The organism is Robertkochia solimangrovi (assembly GCF_007279655.1).
In the GTDB taxonomy this organism is placed as follows: Bacteria; Bacteroidota; Bacteroidia; order Flavobacteriales; family Flavobacteriaceae; genus Robertkochia; species Robertkochia solimangrovi.
This window is the reverse complement of record NZ_QKWN01000005.1, coordinates 1-25,049: the sequence shown is the minus strand read 5'-3', so window position 1 is coordinate 25,049 and position 25,049 is coordinate 1. Positions and strand designations below refer to the sequence as shown.

Genomic DNA, 25,049 nt, shown 5'->3' with positions numbered 1-25,049 from the left:
ATTTTCATTTCACAAGGCTTCGCTGTACTCGAGGTGGGAATCGAACCCACACTCCCGAAAGAACTGGATTTTGAATCCAGCGCGTCTACCAATTCCGCCACTCGAGCTAATAGTGTGATCTCTTCAGATCTAATTTCAGTATGTCATCAAGCGCGCCTGCCTGTCGTTAGATATGCCTGCCATTCGGCAGTCAGACACTCGAACTTCAAGTTTGATCTCTCAAAGTTCTTAATTTTTCTTTACCTATTCCAGATTTCCAAAACTTTTCTCGCTTTCTAGCAGCGATTCGATCTGGACATTCTTCCTGATAAAGAATTGAGAACGGAGCATACGGCTTTGTCGTTTTCTCTCTTCCTTCATTATGCCGTTTAAACCTTTCTTCCAGATTCTGTGTCATGCCTACATAAATGTAATTTCTGTTGATACTGGAAAGTGCATAAACGATCATCAATAATTCAATATTTCATCAAGCGCGCCTGCCTGTCGTTTGATAGGCCCGCCTATCGGTAGACAGGTCTACCAATTCCGCCACTCGAGCATTAAATTCAACCGCTTTCCATGAAGCGGTGTGCAAAACTATAAAATATTTTTATTTCCAAAACAAAAATACCAACAAATATACTTTCCGTCTTCGAATAAATTTCTAAATTTGCACCTCATTTTGAAAGCGAGTACAATAACAACCTATAAAACAGTTTTTTAAATGCCTTATTCAATGCCCGATCCAAAGATATTTGCATGTACGCAAACTTCGGAATTAGCAGGGAAAATAGCCAGGGCCTTTGGAGCCGAACTCGGGAAGGTTTCCTTCTCACGTTACAGTGATGGTGAGTTTCAGCCTTCATTCGAAGAATCGGTGCGCGGATCACGTGTATTTATTATCGGTTCTACCAATCCGGGTCCGGAAAACCTTATGGAAATGTTGTTGATGCTCGATGCAGCTAAACGCGCTTCCGCTCGTCACATTACCGCAGTAATGCCGTATTTCGGATGGGCACGCCAGGATCGTAAAGATAAGCCGCGTGTTCCGATAGGAGCGAAGCTGGTTGCTAAATTACTCGAGGCTGCAGGAGCGACCCGTATTATTACTATGGACCTCCACGCGGACCAGATTCAGGGATTCTTTGAAAAACCGGTTGATCACCTTTTTGCTTCAACCATTTTCCTTCCTTATCTCGAAAGTCTGAAACTCGATAACCTGACCATCGCATCTCCTGATATGGGGGGGTCGAAAAGAGCATACGCTTATTCGAAATTCCTTGCCAGTGACGTGGTGATCTGTTATAAACAACGTAAAAAAGCGAACGTGATCGATCATATGGAACTGATCGGTGATGTGACCAATAAGAATGTCGTTCTTGTAGATGATATGGTAGATACCGCAGGAACCCTGACCAAGGCTGCCGATCTGATGATCGAAAGAGGTGCATTGAGCGTTAGAGCCATCACCACACATGCCCTGCTTTCAGGTAATGCCTATGAGCGTATCGAAAATTCAAAACTTACTGAACTGATCGTTACCGATTCCATTCCATTGAAACAGGAATCACCAAAGATCAAAGTACTGAGCTGTGCCGACCTGTTCGCAGATGTTATGCATCGCGTACACCACAATACCAGTATCAGTTCTAAGTTTTTAATGTAGTATATTAATTTAATATTTATATAATGAAGTCAATCACTATTGAAGGATCTCAAAGAGAAAGCGTGGGTAAGTCGTCGACTAAAGCCTTACGTAATGCTGGAAAGGTTCCTTGCGTGTTATACGGAGGAGACAAGCCATTACATTTTTCAGCAGATACAATGTCTTTTAAAGATCTTGTTTACACTCCGAATGCACACACTGTGGTAATTTCATTGGAGGACGGAACTAAGCTTAATGCTATTATGCAGGATATCCAGTTTGATCCTGTTAGCGATGAAATCTTACACATCGATTTCTATCAGTTACACGATGATAAAGAAGTAACTATCGAGATCCCGGTACGTAGAGTAGGTAACTCTCCAGGGGTTATGGCCGGTGGTGTTCTACGTCTTAACCAACGTAAACTGAAGGTTAAAGCGCTTCCAGCTAACCTTCCTGATTTTATCGATGCTGATATCACTTCGCTTAACATCGGTAACAAACTTTATGTTACTGCACTTGCGAATGATAATTATAAGATCATGCATCCAGATAACACCGTAGTATGTCAGGTGAGAATTTCACGTGCTGCTATGAAAGCTGCTCAGGAAGCTGCTAAAGCTGAGAAGTCTGGTAAAAAATAAGCCTTTACAGCTATAAATCTTAAAAGCACCCTTTTTCTTTAAAGGGTGCTTTTTATTTTTGCCTAAAACTTAACTATGATTGACCGGCTGTTTGATATCTTTCGAAAAGATAAGCCTGTAAAAGTTACGGATATGAAAAAGTTCCTCGTTGTCGGACTCGGTAATATTGGTTCGCAATACGAAAATACACGTCATAATATCGGATTTAAAGTCCTTGACCATCTCGCTGCCCAGGAAGGACTCACCTTCGAGACCCGTAAATTAGGCGATATGACGACCTATAAATACAAAGGACGTACCTTTTTATTACTCAAACCCAGTACCTATATGAACCTGAGCGGGAAAGCGGTTCGATACTGGATGCAACTCGAAAAGATCGCGCCGGAAAACCTCCTTGTCATCACTGACGACCTGAACCTACCTTTCGGAACTATTCGGGTTAAGACGAAAGGCTCCGATGGCGGACATAACGGTTTAAAAGATATTCAGGCACAACTCGGATCCAATGTCTATAACCGATTCCGTTTTGGTGTAGGCGCTGATTTCGAAAAAGGCCGCCAGGTCGATTATGTCCTCGGTGAGTGGAATGCCGATGAAGAGGCCAAAATGAAGGAAAGACTCGATCGTTCCGTAGCCCTCATAAAATCCTTCGGCACCGCCGGACTCGCCAATACCATGAATACGTTCAATAATACTTAGGGTGTAATGTAAGCACAAGAGGCCTTAGTGTTAAGTAGTAATCATAAATCCATAATCCATAATCCATAATCCTTAATCCTTAATCCTCAATCCTTAATTCTCCATTCTCCATTCTCAATTCAAAAGCAAAGTTTGAATGTGAAGAACGGGTATAGAGCTTTAAGCCTGGGCTAAATTCAAACAAAATCTCTATTTTAACGCGTTCTGAATTGTGAAACTTCGGAATAAGATCGGTTGCCGTTCGCATCATTGGTGATCACACGCCAATAATAGGTTTGGTTCTTAACCAGATCGCTTACCGTTAGCCTTTTTAACGTGATATTGATTCCGGCAACATTTTGTGGGTTTGAGTTGGTTCCAAAAAGAATCGTGTAGGTAGTGATGTCACCGTCCACATCACTGGCATCCCATTGAAGATCGATACTGCTACCGGTCTCATAATAGATATTCGCTCCTGATTGCGGGTATAATAATTCAGCCGGAAACGGTGGATATGATGAAGTGCCGGTACCTGCATTATAGAATTTCCAGGTGGCGCTATTCGTTGGCTGGTCAGTTAAAGCATCATTGATCGCGGTCACCTGCCATGAGTATGGCATTCCCCGCATTAAACTTACATCATATGTTGTATTGGTTGTAGCATAAGTGCTCGAAGATCCGTCTTCCAGATTTTTTACCGTAAGGGTATACCGGTCTGCTCTTGCGGTGGTTTCCCAGGTGAAACCGATGGTGCTTAAATTCGTTCCGTTAATGGCGCCTTCGATGCATTCTGAATTGTTTTCCGGGAATACAAGTTGCGGAGTTTCCGGACTACTCGGTGCCGGGTCGTCCTTACCACAACTTAAAATTACCAATGCAAGACTTATGTAGATTAAGATTTTTCTCATTCTTTAACCAGTTTGAAGATTTTTTGCTCCTGTCCGTCTGTAAGATTTAACAGATACATTCCCTGTTGTAAATGTCCGAGGCTTATTTCGAGCTGTTGGCCTTTATTCGTAATGCCTTCAGATCGGTATACCATTCTTCCCGATAGCGAATAGATCCGTATCGATACTGCTTCTCCGGTCATGGTGTGGTAAACGGTCACTTTGTCGGTGAAAGGATTCGGAGCTGCCACCAGAAGATTTCCGAGGCTGATCTTTTCTTCATAGATTCCCTGACAGGATTTATTGGTAGTTACCTTCAGATTATTGATGCCTTCCTGCAGATCCAGCGTTATGGTGGAGGCTGCTGTTTGTGTGGTGATCCCGTTGAGTTCTATATTGTAGAGGTCCGCTCCTGAAAGTTCAAGGGTAACTGTTTTCGTTCTTTGGTCTGCTACGGAGTAAACCTGAAGCGATTGCGGTTCCTCAATGTTGATGTCGAAACATTGCTGATAGTCATCTTCTCCCTCCACGGTAAAACAGAGTTGATAAACCCCTGCTGAAAGATTGCTAAAAGATGCCGAGTCGGTGAAATCTACTGCCATATTTCCGCTTAAACCGGTTAAGGTTGCAGTATAATTATATGAACTTTCCGTTGTGATACTGATAGTTCCGTCATTATTGTCTGAACAGGATTCGCCGGTTAATAATAACTGATAATTGGTTTCTGCAACGGAAAAGATCGGGCATCCGTTTACGTCTACCTTTGAGTTGGCAGGGGTGTCCGGGCACTGATCGATACTGTCGAATACTCCATCTCCGTCAGAATCTTCTTCAAAGGTCCCGTTTACACAGAGGTTCAGACCGAAGCTATTGAGGGTTCCTCCGTCCTGAGTAAAAGTGTCATTGACGGTCAATGTCCAATTCCCGTTCACAGGCTCATTTCTAAAGATCGAGAATGACTGTTGTGGTTGTACAGTGCCACTTACCGCCGGTAAATTACCGCAGACCAATGGGTCCCCATCATCTGAAAAGGTCACATTCATGTTTTGTCCGCTTCCGCATTGCTGGCTGATAAGCGTAGCAGTCTTGCCGGAAGGGGAAGTCAGTGTAATGATCAGGTCTTCGACAAAAGTATGTGTTATATTCACGGAAACAGACAGGCTGTTCAGAGTAGCCTGTTCGTTTAGAGCGATTACTGAAGTGATCGTTTGTGTACCCTCTGAAGGAATGTTTACGGTATTGTTGTTCGTAAATGTGTTGCAATTGATCGGAATACTTGCGAAAGAAAAAGCATTCGAAAAAGCTCCTTCTCCGCAATCATTGATGGGTCTTACTCTCCAGAAATATTGCGTGTTCCCTTCCAGCATTTGAGGTACATATTCCGGGGAATTTACTTCTGCGGTCTCGATGATCGTATTGAAATTTGGCGTTTGTGAGATCTGAATTTCGTAACTCTTGGCGTTGGTATGTTCTTCCCAGGTGAAAACATTGTCCAGAAGTACATTGGAGGAGCCGTCTGAAGGGGTGTTTAGCGTCAGTTGTTCGAAAGTGGTATTATACAGGTTGATGCTGATCGGATAGGTGTTGGATTGACCTCCCGATGACTCAGCGATCAGATCGAAACTAACCAGTCCTGTGTCCGTATTGCCGGTTCCTGAAACGGATACTTCTACTTCTGTATTGTCATTTACAGCGGTGGGCTGACTAAAGGAAACCGCGAGTCCGCTGGTAACATCAGTAGCTGAAAAAGTAGTGGTTTCGTTAAATCCGGAATAGGCATGGTACGTAAAGGTAAAGATAAGATCATTCGGCTGGCAAACATCATATTCAAGAGTTGGGATCTCCAGGGCGAAGTTTGATTGTTGTACTTCCAGGGTGGCTGTGTTAAGGGCAAAATAAATATTGTCATCTGCCTTTACCATGATCCGTACATTGTCTGATGAAATGTCTCCCGGTATGATCACTTCCTGTCCACCGTCATTTTCAGTGTTGTCTGAAATTAGTACGGGATTAGTAAAGTTTCCGTCAACGATCAGGTAGATATCTACAAAGTCAGTGTTGATGGGAGCGATATTGGTATTGGCGACATTCCAGGTTACCTGTGTGGTCGATCCTCCAGCCAGTACACTTTCTGAAGTGTGTGAACTTACGGAAAAGGGTTCGCCGGTGTCATGAACCTCGATCTGAATATCGTCACGGGTCGACTGACCTCCCAATGCATTATTGTCTCTTACAGTTAGTGAAAAATCCATAGTCCGGCTTACAGTAGGGATGACTTCCCAGGTCGGACTCAGATTATTATTGAGTAGGGCGCTTGCTTGTGGGAAATATCTTTTTGGCGAGGAAACCGGGGCTCTGGATCTGAATATTGGTCCGCCAGTTGCTGTGGATGCCGGGGGTTGTTCGCCGATCTCATTGTTCTGTTGTTCCCAGCAATAGGTGAGGCCATCTCCATCAGCATCGGAAGCGATTCCTTCCAGTACGAAGGGAGTGCCTGCCGGAATCGTGTGATCTGCTCCCTCCGTTACCACGGGAGCATTGTTTCCGATAGCGGTAAGTTGTGCACATTGGCTGTTGCCGACAGTAACATTATCCCATATCTGAGCGATACTGATGGCGTTAAAATATGCATCGCTGTTTCCCTGAACGTTTGCCGGGCATAACCCCGCATACCCCATGATCGTCGAACCGCTTCCGGGTTCTACAGCGGTCGCCGCACTGCGGTTGTCATCACAGGAATTATTGAAAATATGTGTGGCGCCGAATTGATGTCCCATTTCGTGAGCGACGAAGTCGATATCGAAATCATCGTTCACCGGACTGTTGAGTCCGGTAACACCCCGCGCTTTATTTGAAGTACATACCGAAGCTACCTGTGCAACCCCACCGCCTCCGGTACTGAAAACATGTCCGATATCGTAATTAGTAAAGCCGATGGCATCATCGATTATATCCTGGATCTCGTTCAAAAGAGTATTTCCGTTGCTGTTAGTAAGTCCGTCGGTCGCTGAATCCAGAAAGATGATCTCCTCGTTATTGGCGATGATCTCCATGGTTATAGCCAGTTCGTTTTCAAATACCCCATTCACCCGCGTCATTGTGGTGTTCATAGCGGCAAGTACTGCTGTGATCTTCTGTGATTCGGTCCCGTTGGAAACTCCTGCTCTGTTGATATGAAAAGTGGCGTATTCACCGGTACAGGCTATGGCCAGTCTGTAGGTTCGTAGATTTCCGTCATTTACGCCACGGTATAGCAATTCCTTTTCAGCAGTGGACTTCATCGCGTTTTCATCCAGTACCAAACATTGGTCATCAGTACTCAAAAGGTCTTTTCGGGAAGCGATATAATAGGTGTCCTTCGTATTTTCTGTCGGGTTGATATAATGAATGTCGTGTCCCTCTCGTATCATCCCATGAAATCCATAAGGGTCAAGTGTAAAGTAAAGTATTTTGGAGGGGTCCGAAACATTGATGCCTTTATACGACCTGACCTCAGGGAATTTTTCCTGCAGACCTGCGGAAAGTGTGGAATAGGGACTCACCCTGTAGTCAGCGGTTCCTTTGATGTCGGGAAAGGTCAGTGTGACCTGAGAGACGGATGATTTACCGGAAATTCCTTTGGTAACTGGTAAAAGAGCATTTTTAAGCTGGTCTTTATCAAGCCGGAAGATCTTTGTGTCGGCTCCGGACAGCAGCCCCTTTTGCAGGGTTGTACTAACCGATTCTTCCCATGGATTCACCTGTTGGGCGAAGCCGGAATGGAAGACGGTTAAAATTAGGGTGAAAAGGATGTAGTATTTAAAGTCTCTCATTATTAAGGCGGTCTGATGGTAAATTTATAAAAAATAGTAGATGTCCTGTTAATTTATTTCAAATACCATGGGAATAAAATATTGAGATTTTCAACTTATAATTCGTTATTTTGTGGTAAGATTAATGCTAACTCAAAAAGCTTTAAAGTTGATTATAAAGCGAAATCTTTTTGATAAAAAAGAGAATCATCATACAGTGGTAACCATAGGGACATTCGACGGCGTTCATGTGGGCCATAAAAAGATAATTAAAAAACTGGTGGATAATGCCAGTGCCAATGATCTCAAATCGACCATTCTTACTTTTTTTCCACATCCGAGAATGGTTTTGCAACAGGATAGCGATTTAAAGTTGCTAAACACCCTGGATGAGAAGATCGCAATACTTGAAAATACCGGTCTGGATCAATTGATCATTCACCCGTTTACGCTCGAATTCTCCCGGCTTACCGCTGAAGAATATGTTCGTGATATCCTTGTTGGACGGATCAATGCGAAAAAGGTAATCATCGGATATGATCACCGGTTCGGAAGAAATCGTACCGCTACCATCGATGACCTGGTGATCTATGGTGAGAAATACGGGTTTGAAGTAGAGCAGATCTCGGCAGAGGAAGTGAATGAAGTATCGGTTAGCTCTACAAAGATCAGAAAAGCGTTGCTTGAAGGAAAGGTCCGGAAAGCGAATCAGTACCTTGGATACCCCTATATTCTGACTGGGGAGATCACTCGGGGAAGAGGGATCGGCAGGCAGCTTGAATTCCCAACGGCGAACCTGACCATTGCAGAATCGTACAAACTCATACCTCGTAACGGGGTGTATGTGGTAAGGAGTACTATCGATGGAAGATTGGTCTATGGAATGATGAATATCGGATTTAATCCGACCATCGATCCCGAAGGCAGAAAGCAGACCATCGAAGTGAATTTCTTTGATTTCGAAGAAGATCTTTACGGCAAGGTGATACAGGTGGAATTACTGGAATGGCTTAGGGAAGAGGTGCGTTTTGAATCGTTGGAGGAGCTCAAGGATAAATTAAAGGAAGATAAATTAAAATCACTTGCATTTATAAGGAAGAACTATGCTTGACCGTTGGCTGTTCAAACAGATAGACAACAGTCCTCTGATCGTTTTCAGGGTAATATTCGGACTCCTGATCTTTCTGGAGTCGGTTGGAGCCATCTTTACCGGGTGGGTGCGACGTACCCTTATCGATCCGCAGTTTACCTTTAATTTTATCGGTTTCGAATTCTTGCAGCCGCTTCCCGGAAACGGCATGTATTTCTATTTTGCGCTGATGGGCGTATGCGGTCTTCTGGTAATGGTCGGCTATCGGTATCGGCTGAGCTTATCAGTCTTTACACTTCTTTGGACGAGCGTTTACCTGATGCAGAAGGCATCCTACAACAATCACTATTACCTGTTGATCCTTATCTGTCTGATCATGCTGGTCCTTCCGGCAAACAGGTATTTGTCTTTTGATGTTAAGCGAAACCCCTCCCTGAAAAGTATTACCATGTCACGCTGGTGTTCCTGGCTCATCATTTTACAGATATGGATCGTGTATACCTATGCTTCCATCGCCAAGCTGTATCCTGACTGGCTGAATTTCAGCGTCGCTGAAAATCTGATGCAGGCGCGTTCCCATTATCCTATTGTCGGTGATTTGTTGCAACAGCATTGGGTGCATGTTGCTATTACCTATACCGGGATACTTTTCGATTTGTTAATCGTGCCTTTGTTATTGTGGAAACCGACTCGAAAATGGGTCTTTGGTATCGCGATATTTTTTCACCTGTTCAACTCTGTGGTCTTTCAGATCGGGATTTTTCCATATCTGTCGCTGGGATTTTGTCTGTTCTTCTTCGATCCGGAAACGATTCGCAGATTGTTTCTGCGGAAAAAGGAACCTTACCTGGAAGAAGAAGTGAAAGTTCCTGCTCATAAAGGGAAGATGTTGTTCGTTGCCTGTGTCTATTTTGTGATCCAGATCCTTTTGCCGTTAAGACATCACGCGATACCAGGAGATGTATTATGGACCGAAGAAGGACATCGACTGAGCTGGCGGATGATGTTACGGGGGAAGTCAGGTTACATTCGATTCCGAGTAGTGGACAAGGTTACCGGGGAACGCTTTCGTGTAAGACTCGATGATTATCTTTCCGATAAACAAAGGCGGATCATCGCTACGAAGCCGGATGTCATCTGGCAGTTCGCCCAAAGACTCAAGGACGAATATGCAGAAAAGGGCAGAGATGTGGCGGTTTACGCTGAATCGGGAAAAGTGGTTGTCAACAGCAGGGACGCTCAGCAACTCATCGACCCGGAAATAGATCTCGCTGCTGAAAAATGGCATTTTTTCCGGCATGAAAAATGGATACTCCCCTTTAAAAAAGACGTAGAATAGATTTCCAAATCACGTTTAATGGTTTAAATTTGTCCATTCAATTCAGGCCTTAAAAGTAATACTGGCCGAAATTTAAAATACAAAATATGCTTCAGGTACAATTTATCAGAGATCACAAGGATGAGGTCATCAAAAAACTCGCTATCCGAAATATAGATGCGGCACCGATGATCGAGAAGGTTCTTTCCCTTGATGAGGAGAGAAGAGGGGTACAAACCAAGTTAGACAACACCCTTGCCGAGTCCAATAAATTGTCCAAGGAGATCGGTAATCTTTTTAAGAGTGGGAAAGCTGCTGAGGCCAATGAAATGAAAGCTAAAACAGCGGAACTCAAGGAGAGTTCACGCGAACTCAGCGAGAAGCTTAATGAAACGGCTAACGAGCTTACCGAACTGTTGTATAAGATTCCAAATGTTCCACATCCAAGTGTTCCGGCAGGGAATTCTGATGAAGATAATGAAGAGATTTTCCGTGAAGGGGAAGTTCCTGAGCTATATGAAGGAGCATTACCACATTGGGAACTGGCCAAAAAATATGATATCATCGATTTTGATCTTGGGGCTAAGATCACAGGAGCGGGATTTCCGGTCTATAAAGGTAAAGGTGCGCGATTGCAACGTGCACTGATCAGCTATTTTCTGGATAAGAATACAGCTGCCGGATATGAGGAATATCAGGTGCCTCATATGGTGAACGAAGCCTCTGGTTATGGTACCGGTTCGCTTCCTGATAAGGAGGGGCAAATGTATCATGTGGGAGCCGATGATCTGTATCTGATACCTACTGCCGAGGTGCCGGTAACCAACTTCTTTCGTGATGTTATTCTGAACGAATCAGATTTTCCGATTCAGTGTACTGCGTATACTCCTTGTTTCCGAAGAGAAGCCGGTAGTTATGGTGCGCATGTTCGCGGTCTCAACAGATTGCACCAGTTCGACAAAGTAGAGATCGTAAGGATTGAACATCCGGATAAGTCCTATGAGGCCCATGAAGGAATGATCGAGCATGTGAAAGAGATACTCAGAGATCTTAAATTACCATACCGAATTTTAAGGCTTTGTGGTGGCGACCTTACCTTTACTTCAGCACTGACCTATGATTTTGAGGTATATTCAACCGCTCAGGAGCGCTGGCTGGAGATCAGTTCGGTTTCTAATTTCGAAACGTTCCAGGCGAATCGTATGAAGCTTCGTTATAAGGATGCTGATGGAAAGAATATGCTGGCACATACACTTAATGGAAGCGCCCTTGCACTCCCAAGAGTATTGGCAGGAATCCTGGAAAATTACCAGACACCGGAAGGTATTGTTATTCCGGAAGTGCTAAGGCCTTATACAGGATTCGATATTATCGACTAAACAAAATTTTATATAAGAAAAGGTCCGGAAATATCCGGACTTTTTTGTTTTAATTCTTAAGCTTACTTATAAGTTAGGGAAATAACAATCTACGATTGTCTGCGATTCCTCGATTTTCATTCTTTTTAACAGCATCATTGACGCTTATCAGCTATATTTGAAAGAGACTAGTTTTCAACTATGCGGAAAATCCTGATCATATTTGTCTTTGTATTGGGTTCCTGTGGACTATACGCACAGGATCAGGCGATCGCACATCAGTATTTTAATGATGGGAATTTCGAGAAGGCTTTGGTGTATTTTGAAAAATTACATCGTAAGAATCCGATGAATCAAAACTATATCCGGTCGCTGGTGTATTGTTATCAGGAACTCGACCGACTTGATGATGCCGAGAATCTTCTGAAAGAACAATTGACAAAATCACCCGTATCGCCGGTGACTTATATCGATCTCGGATACAACTACGGACTCAAAGGTAATGAGAAGGAGGAAGATGCCTGTTATGATAAGGCTATTGCCTCCCTGGATGAGCGTCCGAGTTATGCCTATAGTGTGGGGCATACCTTCAAGAACAAGGCGCTGCTGGATGAGGCTATTCGAGCTTTTAAAAAAGGCATGGAGCTGGATCCGAATCTTAACTTTAATTATGACCTTGCCTATATATACGGGGAGAAAGGTGATCTGGAAAATATGTATGAGACTTATCTCGACCTTATCGTTGACCGTTCTAATCTGAAAGAGAACATCAAACGCAATATCGGTAGGTTCATCTTTGATGATGAGGATGCGGAAAGCAATGCATTACTCCGTAAGATATTGCTAAAACGTGCACAGACACAACCGAATATACTTTGGAACGAGCTATTAAGCTGGCTTTTTATTCAGCAGAAACATTATCGCAGTGCTCTGACCCAAGAGAAAGCGATCTATAACAGGGCAGAGGAACCTTCTCTGGACGGAATCATTGACCTTGGAATGATCGCTTATGACGATAATGATATGGAGACCGCGAAAAGTGCGTTCGATTTTATCAGAGAGCATACTTCCATGGCTGATACCAAGCTGGAGGCTGAGCTCTATCTGTTGAAGATCCGTATCCTATCCTCTACACCGGATGATTACGCTGCTATTGAAAAACAGTTCAATGCCCTTTTAGAAACCTATGGAGCCAATCAGACCACGGTTGCATTGCAGTTGGAGCGAGCCCGTTTTTCTGCCTTTACCCTGGATAATGGAGCGGAAGCGGTAAAGATCCTGAAGACTATGTTGGAGGAACCATTGTCTAAATATGAACGAGCCAGCGTTAAAATGGAGCTGGGAGATATTTTGGTGTATATGGAACAGTTCAATCAGGCGCTGATCTATTACGCACAGGTTCAAAAGGAAATGAAGAACGATGTGCTGGGGCAGACCGCACGTTTTAAAGTGGCTCAGGCAAGCTTCTATAAAGGAGATTTTGAATGGGCTGAGACCCAGGCCAAGGTGTTGAAGTCTTCCACCTCCCAATTGATCGCTAACGATGCCCTGCAATTGAAATTACTGATTTCCGATAATACCCTGGGCGATTCCCTTCAGACAGCACTAAAGATCTATGCGAAGGCAGATCTGATGGCTTATCAGGAAAAAGATGAGGCAGCAATAGCCCTTCTGGATTCGCTGCTTGTCAATCATAAGGGGGAAGATATAGAGGATGAGGCTTTATTGAAACAGGCGTCCCTGTTTCGCAAGAAAGGGGAGTTTGAAATGGCTGAGAAGAACTATGTGAAGATCATAAATTTTTTTGCAGACGGTATATTGATGGATGATGCGCTCTACGAACTGGGGATGTTATATATGGAAGATATGAACAGTCCGGAAAAAGCTAAGCCACTATTTGAAAGACTTATTTTCGAACATCAGGATAGTGTCTATTTTGTGGAGGCCAGAAAAGTCTACCGAAAGCTCAGGGGTGATGTGCTCGAATGAATAATTATCCCGTTCTTTGCAGTTCCGAACGATAAATCCTTTACAATGTACATTTATAATGTCACTATAAACATCGATGAGAGTGTTCATGATGCCTGGGTGAAATGGATGCAGGAGTCACATATTCCCGAAATGATGAGTACCGGAAAGTTTACCAACGCCAGAATGGTAAAGGTTCTTGTAGAAGAAGAGATGGGCGGAATTACGTATTCTGTACAATTCCTCACAGAGAGCAAAGAGATCCTGGAACGATACTATCAGGAAGATGCCGATCGGTTAAGAGCGTTAGCTCTGAAAGCATTTCCCAATAAATTCGTCGCATTTCGTACGGAACTTGAGATCATTAGCGAACATTGAGTAAGATGAAGAAACATTCGGGTAGATCCGCAGAAAATCCCTCCGGAAACGTCAGGGCAAAGAAACACCTTGGGCAACATTTTCTCAGGGATGAGAATATCGCCCGAAAGATAGGTGATACCCTTACCCTGAATGGCTATGATCAGGTGCTCGAGATCGGGCCCGGAATGGGAGTGTTGACCAAATATCTCCTGGAAAAGGATCTCGATGTGTATGCGATGGATCTCGATACCGAGTCGGTGGCATATTTGAATACCGCGTTTTATAATGAATATCTGGCCTTGCGTAACCGAACCCGTGAATTTAAAGTATTGGAAGCCGATTTTCTTAAGTTCGATCTCTCACAGCTATTTGATAAGCAACAATTCGCGATAACCGGGAACTTCCCCTATAATATCTCCTCTCAAATTGTCTTTAAAGCGATAGAACTCCGTGATCAGGTGATCGAATTCACCGGGATGTTTCAAAAAGAAGTGGCGCAGCGTATCTGTGAAAAAGAAGGGAGTAAGACTTATGGTATTTTGTCGGTGCTAACGCAGGCGTTCTATGATGCCGAATATCTATTTACCGTACCTCCGGGAGTGTTCTCACCTCCGCCTAAGGTTGATTCCGGAGTACTTCGTCTGAGAAGAAAGGAAGATTATGGTCTGCCTTGTGATGAGCGTTTGTTTTTTCGGGTTGTGAAGTCAGCATTTCAGCTGAGAAGAAAAACACTTCGTAACAGTTTAAAAACTTTCGAACTACCCGATAATTTAAAAGAAGATGCTATCTTTGACCGACGACCTGAGCAGATGAGCGTCCAGGATTTTATTGACCTCACTGTCAGGATCGAAGCAGTTACCAGACTATAGCGCCCGGAAACGCGGGAACCTGTAAATCTGCTGCTTTTATGAGTAGCGTGGATTTATATTTACCCGGAAGCTCCGAAGCCGGCGCCCTGATCAATTAAAGGATAGGCCATGATTCCATTTAAGCTTAGCGATGAACTTATAGAGCAGATCGAGAATCTCATCGAAGAGAAACAGGATCGATTATTGCTTGAAATGATGAATGAGTTCCACTATGCGGATATAGCGGAGATCATCAATGAGCTCAATCTTCCTGAAGCGACCTATCTGATCAAACTTATCGATAGTGAAAAGACCTCCGATATCCTCACGGAACTCGATGAAGATGTAAGGGAGCAGATCCTGAGTAACCTGTCTGCCAAAGAGATCGCAGAAGAATTAGGGGAACTCGACACGGATGATGCTGCCGATATTATCGCAGAGCTGCCGGAAGAAAGGGTAAAGGAGATCATCGCACATATCGATGACCGCAAACACGCCCGTGATATTGTCGAACTCCTCAGGTATGATGAGAATTCAGCCGGGGGACTTATGGCGAAAGAGCTTGTTAAGGTGAATGAGAACTGGAATGTGCTAACCTGTGTTAAGGAGATGCGCCGACAGGCAGAGAATGTGACTCGGGTTCATTCCATATATGTGGTCGATGACGAAGAGAAACTTAAAGGAAGGTTGTCGCTGAAAGACCTTCTTACCACTTCCACCAAAACGCAGATCAGTGAAGTTTATATTCCTAAGGTAGATTACGTGACCGTTCATGAAAAGGCCGAGGATGTAGCGCGATTGATGTCGAAATATGACCTGGAGGCCATTCCGGTTATCGATGAACTGGGAAGACTGGTTGGTCGTATTACAATCGATGATATCGTGGATGTGATCCGTGAAGAGGCTGAAAAGGATTATCAGCTCGCTGCCGGTATTACCCAGGATGTAGAAGCTGATGACAGTATCTGGAAACTCACCCGGGCACGTTTACCCTGGTTGATGATCGGTATGCTGGGAGGTCTGGGAGCAGCGAGTATCATCAATGGTTTTCAGGAAGTGATGCAGAGCTATTCCATATTGCTGATCTTTATTCCGCTGATCCAGGCAACCGCCGGAAATGTAGGGGTGCAATCGTCGGCGATCGTCGTTCAGGGATTAGCTAACGATACCGTGAAAGGAGAAATTCTGGGCCGACTTGGTAAGGAGTTTCTGCTCGCATTGGTAAACGGTTTGGCCATTGCGTCAGTGGTATTGGTGATCGGACATTTCGCTTTTGGAGCACCGTATATGGTTAGTGTAACGATAGGCGTGGCCTTGGTTACCGTGATCATTATAGCTGCCCTGATCGGCACATTCATTCCAATACTGCTCAATAATCGCGGGATTGATCCCGCAGTAGCTACCGGACCGTTCATCACGACGAGTAATGATGTTTTCGGTATCCTTATCTACTTTCTTATCGCCAAGATGATCCTGGGATTCTGAACAGACCCGTTCAAAAGCAAACCGCGGAAATGTTAGTGGTAAATTGTAAATTTTAGATTGTAATTTCACTTCAATTCTTCATTCTCAATTCTCAATTCTCAATCCTCCATTCTCCATTCTCCATTCTCCATTCTCCATTCTCCATTCTTCATTCTCAATTCTCAATTCTCCATTCTCCATTCTCAATTCTCCATTCTGAATTCATAGTTTGAATATGCTGTTCCGATATTGAGTTTTCAGCCTCCTCGGCTCCCTTTTAAGGCTGGGGTCAAACGAGGAGGGGTGTCCATATATTTAACAGGGATAAATTCGTAAATTTGATCATATTTCAAATCATATTTTAAATTACCTTTAATGAATACGATGAAAGTGCTGCATGTAGATACCAATCACCCTGTATTGATGAATAGTCTTGCGGAGATGGGATGTGAGAATCATGAGGATTATACCGGGACCAAAGCAGAGATCATGAAGAAGATCGGAGATTATGACGGACTCATAATACGTAGTAGATTCCCGGTGGATAAAGAGTTTTTGAAAGCTGCGGTTAATTTGAAGTTTATTGGGAGAGTAGGGGCAGGACTCGAAAATATCGACATGGAATTCGCACAGCAAAGGAATATCCGGTTGTTTAATGCTCCGGAAGGAAACCGAAACGCAGTTGGCGAACATACCCTGGGGATGTTACTCGTACTTTTTAATAAATTACTGGTTGCGGATCGGGAGGTGAGAAACGGTATCTGGAAGCGTGAGGAAAATCGCGGACTTGAACTCGATGGAAAAACCGTGGGCATCTACGGTTATGGAAATATGGGTAAGGCTTTTGCTAAAAAGCTGGCTGGATTTGATGTGGAGGTGATCTGTTATGATATCGTTGGTGGCGTGGGAGATGCCAATGCTCGTCAGGTGGGTATTATGGAATTCAGAAAGAACGTGGATATAGTGAGTTTGCATACACCGCAAACTCCCGAAACCATGGCGATGGTAAACAGCGAGTTCATAGAATCTTTTAATAAACCCTTTTGGTTCCTGAATACGGCGCGAGGTAAAAGTGTAGTTACGGCCGATCTGGTTGACGCCCTCCGTACCGGTAAGGTGCTGGGTGCCGGACTCGATGTGCTGGAATATGAAAAGTCCTCTTTTGAGAACCTCTTTGATGACGGAAAGCTACCGGAGCCTTTACAATATTTGATCGATGCCGAGAATGTTATTCTTACTCCTCATATTGCCGGTTGGACCGCCGAGAGTAAGGTAAAGCTGGCTTCGGTGATCGCTGATAAAGTGAGAGAAACATTCTTTGTTACAAAGACTATATAACTAATGATTTGAAATACGAGGCAGAAACGACGGAAGCATATATCGCTCAACTCCCGGAAGACCGTCAGGAGGCGGTACGTAAATTAAGAGATTTGGTACGGGATAACCTCCCTCACGGATTTGAGGAGACCATGAGCTATAATATGATCGGTTTTGTGGTGCCACATGCGTTGTATCCCGCGGGTTATCACTGTAATCCGGAGCTACCATTGCCTTTTATCAATATTGCCTCTCAAAAGAATTTTATAGCCCTGTACCACAGTGGGATCTATGCTGATCCTGAGCTGTTGGAATGGTTTGTGACTGAATATCCCCAACATACTACCGGAAAACTCGATATGGGAAAGAGTTGTATCCGCTTTAAAAAGCCGGAACAGATTCCTTATGAACTAATAGCTGCATTAATGACCCGAATGACACCGGAACAATGGATCAATCGGTATGAATCGGTCATTAAGCGACAATGATCATGTGCTAGGGTTACCGAAACAAAATCAAAACAGAACATATATGAAACGCGTAACCGGATTAGGTGGATTCTTTTTCAAAACCAAAGATCCTGACAACATTAAAAATTGGTATAAACAACATCTTGGAATTCCTACTGATCAGTACGGCTGGACCTTCTGGTGGAAGGATGAGGCGGGGAATAAATGTTCTACCCAATGGAGTCCGTTCAAAGACGATACCACTTATTTTAGTCCGAGTGAGAAACCATTCATGATGAATTTCAGAGTGGATGATCTGGAAGCACTGCTGGAGGTACTTAAGGAAGAGGGCGTAAACATTGTTGGTGATATGGAATCCTATGATTATGGGAAATTTGCCTGGATCCTTGACCCTGAGGGTAATAAGATCGAGCTTTGGGAGCCAGTTGATAAGGCATTCTTATGAACAACTGAGAATTTTTATTATTTTTAGTGGATAATCAACCAAACCTGAAAAAATGAACGAAGAAGAAGAAAGCTTCAGCGAAAAAGCCAAAAAGTTTGCCGATGATGCGGAAAAGGAATTCAAGCAAACCGCAAAAGACTTTAGTGAAGGTGCTAAAGAAGCGTTTAACAGAGATAATAGTCAAAGGATACTCATAGGGGTGCTGGCGATTGTCTTAGGTGCGTTAGGGGTTCATAAATTCGTCCTGGGATATACAAAGGAAGGTATCATACTCCTTGCCGTAACGCTGGTACTAAGTCCGTTCACCTGTGGTGCCGGAGCAGGACTGGCGGGAGTCATAGGATTGATCGAAGGGATCATTTACCTGACTATGTCCGATGAGGAATTTTATAATACCTATCAGGTGGGTCGAAAACCTTGGTTCTGATCAATTTGTTTAACCCCTTCTCTTAATATATACTATGGGCTTTTCCAAAAATACCATACATACCCTTGAGCAAAATGATCTGGGCCGTATGTTTAAAGCGCTGGGACATCCGGCACGAGTAGCGATGCTACAATATATTTCTATCAATCCCGATTGTATTTGTAATGATATGGTAAGCGATTTTGAGCTTGCACAATCCACCATATCCCAACATCTTTCGGAGCTTAAGAAAATCGGGGTCATCGATGCGATACCTCATGGTAAAAAAAGCAAATACAGGGTCAACATCGATCGTTTGTATGAAGTAAAACAACAGATGTCACATTTTTTCAATACGACTCACGAGAATTGTTTTTAAGGCTGCTCTTCGGAGTGGTCTGGTTCATGGTTATCCATGAACTTCTGTTCGAGTTCTGCCTGGAATTCTTCCATTACGGGTTTCACGGTGCTTTCCGGAAGGTCTGCGATGCGAATATACATGAGTCCGTCTACGGAATTGTTGAAGAGGGGGTCTTCGTTAAAGGCCACCACCCGGGCATTCTGCTTGATGTATTTTTTGATCAGTACCGGTAGTCTGAGGCTTCCCGGTTCCACTTCGTCGATCAGTTTGTCGAACTTATTCAGATCGGCTCTGGTCTCATCGAAAATGAATTCTTTGTCGGCGTCTTTGAGTTTTACCTTGAATTCTTTTTTCGGACTGATGTATTGAGCCACATACGGATCCCAGTAATGTGATTTCATGAACTCGATCATCAATGATTTGGAGAAGTTCGAAAATTTGTTGCTGATACTTACGCCGCCGATAAGGTATTTATGTTCCGGAAAACGAAGCGTGGTATGTACGATTCCTTTCCAAAGAAGGAACAGTGGCATCGGTTTTTGCTGATATTCACGGATAATGAAAGCACGTCCCATCTCGATCGATTCGCTCATCATCTTGTGGAGTTCCGGTTCGAACTTAAACAGTTCCATCAGGTAAAATCCGTAGATTCCGTGTTCCTTATAAATATCTTTTCCCAGTCCCATTCGGTAGGCTCCTACGATCACTTTTGCATCGTTATCCCAGAGGAAAAGATGGTGGTAATATTCATCGTAATGGTCCAGATCGATCGCCTGATTGGTGCCTTCTCCTACCTCGCGAAAGGTGATTTCACGTAATCTTCCTATCTCCCTTAAGATATGAGGAATTTCAAATGCCTGGGAAAGATAGACTTCATAGTTTTTACTGTGCAAAAGCCTTTTGTCGTTGTCCCTGAGTTCGGTTACTTCCTGGTCCATCAATTCCTTGCTCACCGGAGTTACGATGCGCTTAGGGGATTTTGGAATCTTAAAGTTCGTAGGTACTTTTAGTTCCATACGCCCTTTATGGTACGGATTCGAAAGCATATAAGTCTTCCTTCTCAGAAATTCGGTGAATTCATCCAGGGATTCATGTTCGTTCTGAGCTTCCACACTGATGGGCTTACCGATGCGCACCCGAATCACCCGGTTGCGTTGTGTCAGAAGTTCTGACGGTAATTTAGCGGTGCGTAGGGTGTCATTTATTTTCGAGAGACTATAGAACAACGAGCTGTTCTTCGCATGAAAATATATCGGTACAACGGGTACCTGTGCTTTTTTGACCAATTTCATCGCGGCCTCTTCCCATGGTCGGTCTACGATGAGTTGTCCGTCGCGATAGGTGGAAACTTCACCAGCAGGGAATATACCCAGCGGATGGCCGTCCCGAAGATGTTTTAGAGACTGCTTGAATCCGGCAATACTACTTTTAGCATCCTTATGATTCTCAAAAGGGTTTACCGGCATTACATAAGGAACCAGTGGTTCGATACGATGTAAAAGGAAATTGGCGATGATCTTATAATCAGGACGCTGTTCCAGCAGGAGTTTTAATAGCAAGATACCATCGATTCCGCCCAGTGGATGGTTGGAAATAGTGATATAGGAGCCTTCTCTCGGAAGTCTTGTCAGATCTTCTTCGGGAATCTCAAAATTGATCTCAAACTCCTCGAGTATGGCGTTGAGAAAATCCAGGTCTTTTTTTTCCTTATGTTTATTGTAAATCCGGTTTAACCTGGAAATTTTCAAGACCTTCATAAGACTCCATCCCATGAAGGTCCCCAGAAAGCCAAATCTGTCAGCGTTAATTACCTGAGCTACTTCTCTTGCGGTAACTAATCCCATGAATCACGTTGTTGGTACATGATACAAATATAGAAAAAGAAATTCTTGCCTTCTTTATTTAACAACTAACTGTACAGTTTCCTTAGTGCGCTGTTCGAGCAAAATGTCCTTGCCATTTTGAAGTGAAGTGATCGCTTTTTCATTAAAATGACGAATGGTATAGAGTGAAACATCTTCGTAATGAGTCACTTTGAATTTTGATTTTAACGATTTCAACAAGGTGTCGAGTTGGTTGAATTTATTATCAACACAAACCGAAAAACTGATGGCTGAATTTTGGATCAGGTCTACTTTCATTCTCGAATCTGCCAGAAGTTTAAAGATCTCACTGATGTTGTCTTCCACAATAAAGGAGAAGTCTAGTGAAGATAGTTTAATCAGAACAAGCTCTTTCTTCATGATGAAACAAGGTACGTCGGGTACGATTCCTTTTCCTTTGGAAACTACGGTGCCATCCGCATCAGGATTGATGAAGGATTTAACAAATAGCGGAATTTCCTTGCGTTGTAAAGGCTGAAGGGTTTTAGGGTGAATAACCGAGGCGCCGTAAAAAGCAAGCTCTATCGCTTCACGGTATGAAATCTGGTGAAGCAGTTCCGGATTTTCAAAATATCTCGGGTCTGCGTTCAGTACACCGGGAACATCCTTCCAGATGGTAACCGAATCAGCATTCAGGCAATAGGCAAAGATCGCTGCCGTATAATCGGAACCTTCCCTGCCTAAGGTGGTGGTGAAGTTATTTTCATCACTACCCAGGAAACCCTGAGTGATGTTCAGACTTTTGCGGTCAACTCCTTCGCTGATCTTTTGTTGGGTAGTGTCCCAGTCAACGTGAGCATCTCTGTATTTGTCATCGGTTTTGATGAAATTTCGAACATCCAGCCATTTGTTTTTGAGTCCTACTTCGTTAAAATAGGCACTGAGAATTGTTGTAGAGATCAATTCTCCATAAGAAACCACCTGGTCATATACAAAACTGTATTTTGGAGATTTGTTCCAGGCTAAAAATCCTGTAAGCTCCTCGATTAACGTATTGAATTGTGCATAAACGGGATGCTGGTCTGTGCTGAACAGATCACCGAGTATTCCGTTATGGTAATCCACGATCACCTCAATAGATTCAGCGAGCGCATTTTTATTTTCAAAATAATTTTTAACTACAACTTCCATGGCATTGGTCGTCTTGCCCATTGCCGAAACCACAAGCAGGGTATTTTCATGTCCTGCGGTTTTAAGTACATTAACTACATTGCGTACCCCATCGGCATCCTTTACAGATGCACCTCCGAATTTAAAAATCCTCATGTTAAAGTGATAAAAAATTTCTTATTCCTGATTCATCCAGTTGAACGGTATTCCAGTCTCGTAATACTTTGGCTCCGTTCTTTTCATAGAATCGTATGGCTGGATCGTTCCAGTCGAGTACCTGCCATTCAATACGCCGCACCTTTTTGTCGTAACCATATTTGATCACACGATCGAAGAGAGCACTTCCGAGTCCGGTTCCCCGCATCACTTCCTTCACGATAAGATCCTCCAGATGGATTGTCTTGCCTTTCCAGGTAGAATACCGGGGATAGACCAGTGCCATCCCTACTATGGCGTTGCCAATTTCGGCAACGAAACAATGGAAAAGAGGATTGGTTCCGAAACCATCCTTTTTTAGATCCTCTACAGTTACCTCAACTGCATCAGGTTCTTTCTCAAATTCTGCCAGTTCTTTGATCAGTTCGAGTACCTGATCCATGTCGCTTTCTTTGGCGTTGCGTATTGTATATTCCATAATTGTTACAAATTTCACTAAAAGTTACAAATAGAAAAAAATATAATTTTACGAAAACGTTGTAGCTTAACAAAAATATCGATATTTGTTTCCTCGAACACAACTATTAACCAATTATTTATCAGAATGTCGGGAAATACCAAGACTTTGGGGGAGTTTATCATCGAAAATCAGGCTTCTTTCAAATATTCAACCGGAGAACTTTCAAAATTGATCAATGCAATTCGACTTGCGGCCAAAGTTGTGAACCATGAGGTGAACAAAGCGGGTCTTGTCGATATACTCGGTGCGAGTGGCGAAACCAACGTTCAGGGTGAGGATCAACAGAAACTCGACGTCATGGCGAACAAAAAATTCATTCAGACGTTGACCAATCGCGAGATTGTTTGTGGGATCGCTTCAGAAGAAGAAGATGATTTTATTTCGATCAATAGTCTTGATAATAATCACCAGAATAAATATGTGGTATTGTTCGATCCGCTGGATGGTTCCAGTAATATTGATGTAAACGTTTCGGTTGGAACCATTTTTTCGATCTACAGAAGAGTGACTCCTATCGGGACTCCGGTGTCGATTGAGGATTTCCTGCAGCCGGGGCGCAATCAGGTGGCAGCCGGGTATATCGTTTACGGCACGTCAACCATGCTGGTGTATACTACAGGCCATGGTGTTAACGGATTTACCCTGAATCCGGCTATTGGGACTTTTTATCTTTCACATCCTGACATGAGGTATCCTGAAGACGGTAAGATCTATTCCATGAATGAGGGTAATTATGTCCATTTTCCTGAAGGGGTAAAAAGGTATATCAAATACTGTCAGCAGGAAGAGGGTGACAGGCCCTATACTTCACGTTATATCGGTTCCCTGGTTTCCGATTTTCATCGTAATATGATCAAGGGTGGGATCTATATCTATCCTAAGAGCAATGCTGCTGAAAATGGTAAACTACGGTTGTTGTATGAATGTAATCCGATGGCGTTCATCGCAGAGCAGGCAGGAGGTAAAGCCAGCGATGGTTTTACGCGAATCATGGATATAGCGCCAACCGAATTGCATCAGCGCGTTCCCTTCTTCTGCGGTAGTCGAAATATGGTGACCAAGGCTGAAGAGTTCATGCAGCAAAGTTAATTTTTCGGAAATTATTTTCAATGATGATGCTGGTGTTTCAGAGCTTCCTGAAATGTATCCAGGTCCACCTTATTGTGCACTAGCTCCATGCTGCGTGTGATAAGATCATCGATATTCTCGTGCCGGAATCCGAGTCCGATACATTGTCTTCGCATGATGCGGAATTCGTCCGCTCCTTCGATCTCATCGGCATAGATCATACGGGCGATATCATAAAGCCGTTCCAATCGTATATCGTGAAAGTGAGGGGTATGTACAGGATATCCATAGGGGTCGTCCAGGATCTTGATATAATGTTCTTCATCAATGTCCAGATTATAAGCCAGTCTGTCGAGAAAAGCCTGTTCTCTTTCATTGATGGGGCCGTCTGAAAGTGCTACTCTGACAATGGCTGCGAAATGGTCACGGTTACGTTCACGAAAACCGCTGGAATAAAGATCACAATATGACATACTCGTTCGGATTTTGTTTTCATAAAGATATTAAATATATAGCGAAAACGATTGAAATTTAACGAATTACGAGGGAGTGCTATGCCTTGAATCCGGGGGTTAACATAAAATTATCCATACCGTAAAACAATGACGTTTGTCATATTTTTTGTGTTTAACCAAAGGTTGTGAAGGATAGTTAAATTACTCACAATTAATAATTTTGGATATTAAAATCATGCCTTTGCACGTTAAATTTATAAAGTGAAAATGATCTAAATTTTTGGGTTATGGATATTCAGTTGAACACGAGCTATAAAGATAACATGGATCTGCTTCTGCAAATGGTCTATGAGACAGAGCTGAATTATGATGAAATGGCCGGTTATACAGACAACCGGGAGTTACTCGATTTCTTAGGGAAACGGGCAAATCAATGTAATGAATTCGCCAGAGAGATACAATGTGTCTATGGATACAAAGGTGATGATTTCGAGCCTGAAAGTTTCTATTCTTTCCAGGATCTCGTCTTCTCTCGTGGATTGGTGGTTTCTGATGACGAGCTTTTGCTGACCGCCGTTCTTCAATGGGAAGCATTATTGCAGGATGTTTACAAAGAAGTGATGATGCTCAACAGGCTTCCCGATGATGTTTATGATATCCTTGAAAATCAGTTGAATCAGATTGCTTTTGAGAAAAGTAAAATTGAAGTCGATTCGTATTCGGCTGCTTAAAAGCAAATCGTCTGCTTGCGCACGATGGAGTGACGTGCACCTTTGGTGCTGAGTGTCGATCCTGATCGCTGGCGCGATCAGTTCTCTAGTGTCGCGG

The 25,049-nt window shown here is 43.4% G+C and carries 24 protein-coding genes and 1 tRNA gene; 17 read left to right on the top strand and 8 right to left on the bottom strand.

The window, feature by feature from the left end:
* Positions 1 to 25: 25 nt before the first annotated feature.
* A tRNA-Leu gene (locus tag DMZ48_RS08380) sits at positions 26 to 107 on the bottom strand.
* Positions 108 to 205: 98 nt separating this feature from the next.
* Positions 206 to 397, bottom strand: a complete 192-nt coding sequence (locus DMZ48_RS08375; RefSeq protein WP_338420299.1) for a GIY-YIG nuclease family protein — start codon at positions 395 to 397, stop codon at positions 206 to 208.
* A gap of 306 nt (positions 398 to 703) precedes the next feature.
* Between DMZ48_RS08375 and DMZ48_RS08370 the strand changes: the two genes are divergently transcribed.
* The 3 genes from DMZ48_RS08370 to pth all read left to right on the top strand — a co-directional run bounded on the left by DMZ48_RS08370 (position 704) and on the right by pth (position 2,967).
* A complete protein-coding gene (locus DMZ48_RS08370; protein WP_143954686.1) occupies positions 704 to 1,645 on the top strand; it encodes a ribose-phosphate pyrophosphokinase in 942 nt (313 codons plus the stop codon).
* A 23-nt stretch (positions 1,646 to 1,668) separates the two neighbouring features.
* On the top strand, positions 1,669 to 2,268 hold the full coding sequence (locus DMZ48_RS08365; protein ID WP_143954685.1) for a 50S ribosomal protein L25/general stress protein Ctc: 600 nt from the start codon (positions 1,669 to 1,671) through the stop codon (positions 2,266 to 2,268).
* 132 nt (positions 2,269 to 2,400) lie between these two features.
* Positions 2,401 to 2,967 (top strand): aminoacyl-tRNA hydrolase, encoded by a 567-nt coding sequence (gene pth / locus DMZ48_RS08360; protein ID WP_143954684.1) that lies wholly within the window; start codon positions 2,401 to 2,403, stop codon positions 2,965 to 2,967.
* 194 nt (positions 2,968 to 3,161) lie between these two features.
* Here pth and DMZ48_RS08355 read toward each other — a convergent pair whose 3' ends face one another.
* Together DMZ48_RS08355 and DMZ48_RS18845 are read right to left on the bottom strand one after the other, a co-directional pair.
* Complete coding sequence (locus DMZ48_RS08355) at positions 3,162 to 3,854, bottom strand: fibronectin type III domain-containing protein (protein ID WP_143954683.1); 693 nt, start codon at positions 3,852 to 3,854, stop codon at positions 3,162 to 3,164.
* Entirely contained in the window at positions 3,851 to 7,645 is a 3,795-nt protein-coding gene (locus tag DMZ48_RS18845; protein ID WP_143954682.1) for a reprolysin-like metallopeptidase, read from the bottom strand. The genes DMZ48_RS08355 and DMZ48_RS18845 overlap by 4 nt, the downstream gene beginning before the upstream one ends.
* Positions 7,646 to 7,793: 148 nt before the next feature.
* Here DMZ48_RS18845 and DMZ48_RS08345 point away from each other — a divergent pair, with 148 nt between their 5' ends.
* The 12 genes from DMZ48_RS08345 (at position 7,794) to DMZ48_RS08290 (ending at position 19,047) form a co-directional block, all read left to right on the top strand.
* Positions 7,794 to 8,735 (top strand): bifunctional riboflavin kinase/FAD synthetase, encoded by a 942-nt coding sequence (locus DMZ48_RS08345; protein WP_143954681.1) that lies wholly within the window; start codon positions 7,794 to 7,796, stop codon positions 8,733 to 8,735.
* Positions 8,728 to 10,053, top strand: coding sequence for an HTTM domain-containing protein (locus tag DMZ48_RS08340; RefSeq protein WP_143954680.1), 1,326 nt, complete (start codon positions 8,728 to 8,730; stop codon positions 10,051 to 10,053). The genes DMZ48_RS08345 and DMZ48_RS08340 overlap by 8 nt, the downstream gene beginning before the upstream one ends.
* A gap of 86 nt (positions 10,054 to 10,139) precedes the next feature.
* Entirely contained in the window at positions 10,140 to 11,411 is a 1,272-nt protein-coding gene (gene serS / locus DMZ48_RS08335) for a serine--tRNA ligase (RefSeq protein WP_143954679.1), read from the top strand.
* Positions 11,412 to 11,591: 180 nt separating this feature from the next.
* The gene (locus DMZ48_RS08330; RefSeq protein ID WP_143954678.1) at positions 11,592 to 13,379 is read left to right on the top strand and encodes a tetratricopeptide repeat protein; all 1,788 of its coding nucleotides are present in this window, start codon (positions 11,592 to 11,594) and stop codon (positions 13,377 to 13,379) included.
* Between the two features lie 45 nt (positions 13,380 to 13,424).
* Entirely contained in the window at positions 13,425 to 13,736 is a 312-nt protein-coding gene (locus DMZ48_RS08325) for a DUF4286 family protein (RefSeq protein WP_143954677.1), read from the top strand.
* A 5-nt stretch (positions 13,737 to 13,741) separates the two neighbouring features.
* Positions 13,742 to 14,587 (top strand): 16S rRNA (adenine(1518)-N(6)/adenine(1519)-N(6))-dimethyltransferase RsmA, encoded by an 846-nt coding sequence (gene rsmA / locus DMZ48_RS08320; RefSeq protein WP_143954676.1) that lies wholly within the window; start codon positions 13,742 to 13,744, stop codon positions 14,585 to 14,587.
* 108 nt (positions 14,588 to 14,695) lie between these two features.
* A complete protein-coding gene (mgtE, locus tag DMZ48_RS08315; RefSeq protein ID WP_143954675.1) occupies positions 14,696 to 16,051 on the top strand; it encodes a magnesium transporter in 1,356 nt (451 codons plus the stop codon).
* A gap of 363 nt (positions 16,052 to 16,414) precedes the next feature.
* Positions 16,415 to 17,368: a 2-hydroxyacid dehydrogenase gene (locus tag DMZ48_RS08310; protein ID WP_143954715.1), complete on the top strand. Its 954-nt coding sequence runs from the start codon at positions 16,415 to 16,417 to the stop codon at positions 17,366 to 17,368.
* 8 nt (positions 17,369 to 17,376) lie between these two features.
* Entirely contained in the window at positions 17,377 to 17,835 is a 459-nt protein-coding gene (locus DMZ48_RS08305) for a DUF1801 domain-containing protein (protein ID WP_143954674.1), read from the top strand.
* A 43-nt stretch (positions 17,836 to 17,878) separates the two neighbouring features.
* Positions 17,879 to 18,262 carry a VOC family protein gene (locus tag DMZ48_RS08300; RefSeq protein WP_143954673.1) on the top strand — a complete coding sequence of 128 codons (384 nt, stop codon included), beginning with the start codon at positions 17,879 to 17,881 and terminating at the stop codon, positions 18,260 to 18,262.
* Between the two features lie 52 nt (positions 18,263 to 18,314).
* Entirely contained in the window at positions 18,315 to 18,689 is a 375-nt protein-coding gene (locus DMZ48_RS08295) for a TM2 domain-containing protein (protein ID WP_143954672.1), read from the top strand.
* A 34-nt stretch (positions 18,690 to 18,723) separates the two neighbouring features.
* Positions 18,724 to 19,047, top strand: a complete 324-nt coding sequence (locus DMZ48_RS08290; protein WP_143954671.1) for an ArsR/SmtB family transcription factor — start codon at positions 18,724 to 18,726, stop codon at positions 19,045 to 19,047.
* Here DMZ48_RS08290 and DMZ48_RS08285 read toward each other — a convergent pair.
* Genes DMZ48_RS08285 through DMZ48_RS08275 form a run of 3 tightly spaced genes read right to left on the bottom strand, consistent with a single transcriptional unit; the run spans position 19,044 to position 22,656 of the window.
* Positions 19,044 to 20,873: a GNAT family N-acyltransferase gene (locus DMZ48_RS08285; protein WP_143954670.1), complete on the bottom strand. Its 1,830-nt coding sequence runs from the start codon at positions 20,871 to 20,873 to the stop codon at positions 19,044 to 19,046. The two genes, DMZ48_RS08290 and DMZ48_RS08285, sit on opposite strands and share 4 nt — an antisense overlap.
* 54 nt (positions 20,874 to 20,927) lie before the next feature.
* Positions 20,928 to 22,178, bottom strand: coding sequence for an aspartate kinase (locus DMZ48_RS08280; protein WP_143954669.1), 1,251 nt, complete (start codon positions 22,176 to 22,178; stop codon positions 20,928 to 20,930).
* Between the two features lies 1 nt (position 22,179).
* The gene (locus tag DMZ48_RS08275) at positions 22,180 to 22,656 is read right to left on the bottom strand and encodes a GNAT family N-acetyltransferase (RefSeq protein WP_143954668.1); all 477 of its coding nucleotides are present in this window, start codon (positions 22,654 to 22,656) and stop codon (positions 22,180 to 22,182) included.
* A 126-nt stretch (positions 22,657 to 22,782) separates the two neighbouring features.
* Here DMZ48_RS08275 and fbp point away from each other — a divergent pair, with 126 nt between their 5' ends.
* A complete protein-coding gene (gene fbp / locus DMZ48_RS08270; protein WP_143954667.1) occupies positions 22,783 to 23,787 on the top strand; it encodes a class 1 fructose-bisphosphatase in 1,005 nt (334 codons plus the stop codon).
* A gap of 17 nt (positions 23,788 to 23,804) precedes the next feature.
* On the opposite strand, the gene DMZ48_RS08265 is transcribed toward fbp, so the two are convergent.
* The gene (locus DMZ48_RS08265) at positions 23,805 to 24,239 is read right to left on the bottom strand and encodes a tellurite resistance TerB family protein (RefSeq protein WP_143954666.1); all 435 of its coding nucleotides are present in this window, start codon (positions 24,237 to 24,239) and stop codon (positions 23,805 to 23,807) included.
* 269 nt (positions 24,240 to 24,508) lie between these two features.
* Here DMZ48_RS08265 and DMZ48_RS08260 point away from each other — a divergent pair, with 269 nt between their 5' ends.
* Complete coding sequence (locus DMZ48_RS08260) at positions 24,509 to 24,952, top strand: hypothetical protein (RefSeq protein ID WP_143954665.1); 444 nt, start codon at positions 24,509 to 24,511, stop codon at positions 24,950 to 24,952.
* Positions 24,953 to 25,049: the final 97 nt, after the last annotated feature.